Raw genomic sequence first — 5,848 nt, 5'->3', positions numbered from 1 at the left:
GGACAGTATGAATTCTCTTTCTTTCGTGCTAAGATGTTTGTACTGACTCATATTATCTCCTGTAATAATGTCTTGAACAAACACCATTATAGTTGATTTTATGAGTCTTTTCTTTTGTTGCACTTAGATTGTAAATTCATCTTTAAAAGATTTTATACTTTCAGTAACAAGCTTTTTGAATTTAATTGAAGCTTCATTTGCTGCTGCCTGAACTTCTTCGTGGGTCAGTGGTTCTTTTGTCATACCTGCTGCAAGATTACATATGCAGGATATTCCACAGATTTTCATGCCCATATGATTAGCGGCAATAGCTTCTACAACGGTAGACATACCAACTGCATCAGAACCCAGGGTTCTTAACATTCTGATTTCTGCAGGACTCTCAAAACTAGGGCCTGTAAGCTGAGTGTAGACACCTTCCTGTAATTTAATCTTATTACTATGAGCAACTTTTCTAATAATATTCTGTAATTCAATATTATAAATATTACTCATGTCTGGAAAACGAACACCAAGTTCATTAATATTAGGGCCGATTAAAGGATTAGGCGCAAAACAACTAATATGATCTGTAATCAGCATTAAATCCCCTGCCTTAAATTTACTGTTGATTCCACCTGAAGCATTTGTAAGGAATAAGATTTCTGCTCCGAGTTTTTTCATAAGGCGTACGGGTAATACTACATCTGTAATAGGATAACCTTCGTAAAAATGAATGCGTCCTTTCATGCATACTACGGGAATATCTTCAATATAACCAAAAATAAATTTTCCCTCATGCCCGGGAACTGTGGAAACTGGAAAACCTTCTATATCATGATAATCAACTTCACATTCAACTTTTAATTCTGAAGCGTAATCCCCTAAGCCTGAGCCCAGAACTAATGCGACTTTAGGTATAAATTGTGTTTTTTGACGAACACTTTTGAAACATGCATTAAGTTTTTCTGAAACATTATTCATATTTATCTCCTTTGTAAAAAATTGGATATTAATTTTACTTCAAATTTACTTTTTTGTATAATTAAAAATTATCATTTGATTATACTTGTAACTTTTACTAATAGAAGTTAATTTTATTAAATAAAAACTTGGGAGCTGAAAAAATGATTGAAGTAGAGCACGTTTCCAAAAAGTTTGGAAATTTCAGTGCGGTAGATGACATCAGTTTTTCCATTCAGACTGGAGAAATCATCGGTTTGCTTGGACCTAATGGTGCTGGTAAAACTACCACTATGCGAATGATTACAGGCTATCTTGAACCTACATCTGGTTCTATTAAAGTTGATGGCATTGATGTAACGGAAGATCCTGTCGGTACAAAAAGAAAAATTGGTTATATGCCGGAAAGTGCGCCTTTGTATGGTGATATGATTGTCGCTGACTATCTTAAGTATCTTGCAGATATTGAAGGTGCAGATGCTGCCGTAAAGATTCCGGAGTTATGTAAACTTTGTGGTCTTAAAGAAGTAATGCATAAGAATATTAATGAACTTTCCCGTGGTAATAAACAGAGGGTTGGTCTTGCGCATGCATTGATGAATGATCCTGAAATCTTAATTCTTGATGAACCAACAAGCGGTCTGGATCCAAACCAGGTTGTTCAGGTTCGTGAACTTGTTAAGGAAATAGGTAAGACCCGTACTGTTATTATTTCTACCCATATTCTTTCTGAAGTTGAAGCTCTGGCAAACAGGGTTATTATCATTTCTGGCGGAAAAAAAGTTGCAGATTCATCTACTGAAGAACTCGAACAGCATTATGGTTCTCAGAAAAGTGTAACCCTTCTTCTTTGTGCAGAAGAAACAGCAGTAAAAGAAAAGCTTTCTAAAGTAGAAGGTGTTTCAAAAGTTACTATTGAAAAAGTAGAAGATAAACTTTCTGTTACTATCAGCATTTCCGGTGATAAGGAGATTCGTCCTGCTATTGCAAAAACTGCAGTTGATTCAGGATGGCTTTTGTATTCTCTTGAAGAAAACAGAAACTCACTTGAGGATGTATTCCGTACTCTTACTAACGGGGGTTCACAGAAATGAAAACTTCTATAAAGAAACAGGCTTGGTTTGTAATTGCCAGACGTGAGCTTAGTTCATATTTTACAAGTCCTATTGCATATATTGTTTGTGCTTTATTCCTGATTTTTTCGGGATTTTTATTCTTTTCTACTTTCTTTTTGAACAAACGTGCAGAGCTCAGGTATTTCTTTGAGCTGCTTCCTACTTTGTTCAGCTTTTTTATTCCTGCTTTAACAATGAGGATTTTCAGTGAAGAAAAAAGAAGCGGAACTATGGAGACTCTTGTAACACTTCCTGTAAAAACATCTTCAATTGTTGCAGGTAAGTATATTGCTTCTGTGATTTCTGCAGTTGCCCTTCTTGTTCCTACATTGTTTTATGTGATCATGTGTTATGCTTTTGGAAGTCCTGATAAGGGGCCTATTATTGGCGGATATATTGGTGCAGTTTTACTTGCTGCTGCCTTTACTGCTATAGGCGTATTTGCCTCTTCAATTACTAAAAATCAGATTATTTCTTTCTTTGTTTCATTTACAATTTGTTTTGCTTTAAGCATGCTTTCTGATTTTGCAGTACTTGTTTCGACAGCATTTGTTCCTTTTGTAACTTTCATTAGTGCAAGAAGTCACTTTGCTTCTATATCAAGGGGTATTGTTGATTTACGTGATGTTCTTTATTTTGCTTCTGTAATTGTTATTTTTGTAGCTCTGACAGTTCAGAAAATTCAGGATTCAAGAAGAGGTTAAGCTATGAAAAAAATAATTGAATGGTTTAAAAATTCAAAGGGAAATATTCTTCTCCTGGTTATTCTTGTTGTTCTTGTAAATCTTGTTTTTTCAAGAGTGTTTGTTCGTTTTGATTTAACTGGTCCTAAGAGTTATACCCTTAGTGAATCAAGTAAGGAAATTGTAAGAACTATTGATCAGCCTCTTTCTATAAAAGTATTCTTTACAAAAGATTTACCTAGTCCTTATTCTGATACCTATACTTATCTTAAGGATTTACTTAGTGAATATGAAAATGCTTCCAATTCAAACTTTAAGGTTGAATGGTATGACATGAGTAAAGAAGCTAATAAAAAAATTGCTTCTAATTACAATGTAAATGAGGTTCGAATTCAGCAGATAGAAAAGGAAGAAGCTTCATTAAAGAATGCTTATATGTCTCTTGTTGTTTCTTATGGTGATCAGTCAGAGGTTCTTTACCTTAATGATACAAATGAAACATCTGGTCTTGAATATAAACTTACAACTTCTCTTTCTAAAGTGATTTCAAGTACAGATATGCTTGCCGGCCTTAAGGGAAAGGTAAGGATAACTTTGTATAAGACAGAGAAACTTGGTGATTTTAATATTGCTAATTTCAATCAGATTGATTCTGTTGTAGATAAGGTTTATGCAAATGTAAGCAAAAAGTATGGCAGTAAAGTTGAACTTGTTAAGGTTAACCCAGATTCAGAACAGTCCGAAAAATTAAAGGATGACTATGGAATTGTTGCCCTTAGCTGGAAAGAAAAGGATGGTTCAACATCTACAGGTGCCCTTGGTCTTACAGTTTCTAATGGAGACAATGTTTATCCTGTTCCTCTTGGAATTCAAAATGCGATTTTCCAGTATGTTGTAAGCGGACTTGATTCTCTTGAAGATAATATAAATTTAAGTATTCAGAATCTTTTGTCTAAAACTTCTGTAATCGGTTACATAACTGGTCACGGAGAAAATGATATTAATGATCAGCGCAGTGGTTCAGGAAATTTTTCTGCTCTTATAAGTGATATTTACAAATTTAAGGAAATCAAGATTGGGGAAGAAGATATTCCTCTTGATGTAAAGTGTATAGTTATTAATGGTCCTAAATCTGAATTTACTGATGCAGAACTTTATAAGATTGATCAGTTTGTACTTAAGGGTGGAAACCTGATTGTATTTGATGATTCTTATCAGCAGGTTCAGCAGCAGTCTTCTGCTCCATATCAGCGTCAGCAGCCACAGTATATTGCAATAGAAAATGGTTTGTCTAAACTGCTTAATTCTTATGGTCTTAAGATTGAAAAAGGCTGGGTAATGGATGAATTATGTTTTAAACGTAATGATCAGAATTATGGTGAAGTAAAATTCTACATGGTTCCACAGCTGGGAAAAGAAAATCTTGATCAGAATAATGTTATTACTAAAAACCTGAGCTTTGTTCTTTTTGCAAATGCTTCTTCAATTGATGTTTCTGAGGCTGAAAAGAATAAGGATGCAAAGGTAACTGTTCTTGCAAAAACTTCAGGACGTTCATGGATTGAAAGTCAGAATATCAGCATGAATCCTTTGTATTATGCACCTCCTTCTGATAAGTCCCTTATGTCATCTAAGAATTTAAGTGTTCTTGTGGAAGGAAAATTCAAGAGTGCATTTGAAAAGAATCCTGTTGAAGAAGAAAATGCTTCAGGGCTTTCTTCTAATTCTCATATTGCATCAAGTGTTCAGAAGGGAAAGGTTATTCTTGTTTCTTCTTCAGCTCCAACTACACCATTGCTTTTGTCTAATGCTTCTGAGCCTATTGTTATTTTCCTCCGCAATACTGTTGATTATATGAATGGTAATGAAGATTTCTGTACTATGCGTACAAAGAATCTTAGTCTTAATGCTCTTAGGGATGATATCTCTGATACATCTAAGACTGTTTACAAATGGATGGGCCAGCTTGGTCTTGCAGTTCTTGTAGCAATTATCGGACTTCTGGTTCTGCTTGCCCGTTCAAATCATCGTAATCATATTCGTGAAATGTTTAATCCGGATGATCCGCGTTTTGAACAGAAAAAATCTGATGAATAAAATCGGGGTAAATAATGAATAAACTTTGCATAAAAAAAATAGTTCTGCTGGGACTTATTGCAGTTTTCCTTTGTGTTTATATTGTTCAGCTTGCAACAGAAGGAAAAAATGAAACTAGGATTCTTTCCCTGTCTTCATTCGATTCAATTGAAATTAACTGGAAAGATGGTGCTGATGATGTAGCACTTAAGCTTATAAAAAAAGACGGTAAGTATTTTACAGAAAAGAATAATTATGAAGTAGATGCTTCTTCTGTTAATGATATGGAAGAAGTTTTAAAAAGTATTAATGTTCTTTCTACAGTTGCTTCTTCAGTAAAAGATAATGAAGAACGTTACGGACTTGGTAGTGATAATGCTATTACTGTAAAAGTTTACGACGGAAATAAGATTGTAAGATCTATTCTTGTTGGAAAAGATAGTTCAACTAATACAAGATCTTTTGTACGTCTTGATGATGAAAAGGAAGTAGTTACAGTACAGGGTGCCCTTCATAGTATCTTTGCTGTTACAGAAGATACAGTAAGATCTAAGTCTGTTTATTCAGTTGATTCAAATCTTATTACTAAGGTTCATGTAAAGACTGCAGATGAAGAATATGAAATTGCAAAGGTTCTTAACTCTACAGATGCATCTAATTTATGGGAAGTTACTTTGAATAATACAAAGCTTGAAAAACCTCTTCCTGATGCTTCAAAAATAAAGGCCTGGCTTAACCTTGTTTCTTCTCTTGAAGTAAATGACTGGCAGGCTGCTGATACAGCTCTTTATCATGAAAAGGCAGATGTGGAATTTGAATTTACTGCAGGTGTAAATACTACTACTGTTAAGATTTACAAGGGTGCTGAAGAAAATTCTGATGCTCAGGTTGTCTGCAGTTCAACACCATACAGATTTACTGTACCTTCTTATTATTATACAAGATTTGGTAAACATCTTGATGATATTGTTGAACATAATTCAGCTGAATAATTATTGATTATTATGGTACCTGGGGTTTTCTTAAGATAGC

5 protein-coding genes are annotated in these 5,848 nt (G+C 34.2%); 4 read left to right on the top strand and 1 reads right to left on the bottom strand.

Annotated elements, in window-relative coordinates; all coding sequences use genetic code 11:
• Positions 1 to 123: 123 nt before the first annotated feature.
• Positions 124 to 963, bottom strand: coding sequence for a purine-nucleoside phosphorylase (locus K6D58_RS09945; RefSeq protein WP_296830243.1), 840 nt, complete (start codon positions 961 to 963; stop codon positions 124 to 126).
• Between the two features lie 143 nt (positions 964 to 1,106).
• Here K6D58_RS09945 and K6D58_RS09940 point away from each other — a divergent pair, with 143 nt between their 5' ends.
• Genes K6D58_RS09940 through K6D58_RS09925 form a run of 4 tightly spaced genes read left to right on the top strand, consistent with a single transcriptional unit; the run spans position 1,107 to position 5,808 of the window.
• Positions 1,107 to 2,036, top strand: a complete 930-nt coding sequence (locus K6D58_RS09940; protein WP_296830242.1) for an ABC transporter ATP-binding protein — start codon at positions 1,107 to 1,109, stop codon at positions 2,034 to 2,036.
• Positions 2,033 to 2,761, top strand: coding sequence for an ABC-2 transporter permease (locus K6D58_RS09935; protein WP_296830240.1), 729 nt, complete (start codon positions 2,033 to 2,035; stop codon positions 2,759 to 2,761). Before K6D58_RS09940 ends, K6D58_RS09935 begins: the two co-directional genes overlap by 4 nt.
• A 3-nt stretch (positions 2,762 to 2,764) precedes the next feature.
• Entirely contained in the window at positions 2,765 to 4,837 is a 2,073-nt protein-coding gene (locus K6D58_RS09930) for a Gldg family protein (protein WP_296830238.1), read from the top strand.
• A 14-nt stretch (positions 4,838 to 4,851) separates the two neighbouring features.
• Entirely contained in the window at positions 4,852 to 5,808 is a 957-nt protein-coding gene (locus tag K6D58_RS09925) for a DUF4340 domain-containing protein (protein ID WP_296830236.1), read from the top strand.
• The last annotated feature ends 40 nt before the right edge of the window (positions 5,809 to 5,848 follow it).

It is taken from the genome of Treponema sp. (assembly GCF_024696245.1).
Taxonomy (GTDB): Bacteria; Spirochaetota; Spirochaetia; order Treponematales; family Treponemataceae; genus Treponema_D.
The sequence above is the reverse complement of the archived record's forward strand: the minus strand, read 5'-3'. Positions and strand labels throughout refer to the sequence as shown.

Bases quoted from the DNA above. Each gene is read 5' to 3' on its own strand.
- K6D58_RS09925 (WP_296830236.1), top strand. From the start codon at position 4,852: ATGAATAAACTTTGCATAAAAAAAATAGTTCTGCTGGGACTTATTGCA.
- K6D58_RS09935 (WP_296830240.1), top strand. From the start codon at position 2,033: ATGAAAACTTCTATAAAGAAACAGGCTTGGTTTGTAATTGCCAGACGT.
- K6D58_RS09930 (WP_296830238.1), top strand. From the start codon at position 2,765: ATGAAAAAAATAATTGAATGGTTTAAAAATTCAAAGGGAAATATTCTT.
- K6D58_RS09940 (WP_296830242.1), top strand. From the start codon at position 1,107: ATGATTGAAGTAGAGCACGTTTCCAAAAAGTTTGGAAATTTCAGTGCG.
- K6D58_RS09945 (WP_296830243.1), bottom strand. From the start codon at position 963: ATGAATAATGTTTCAGAAAAACTTAATGCATGTTTCAAAAGTGTTCGT.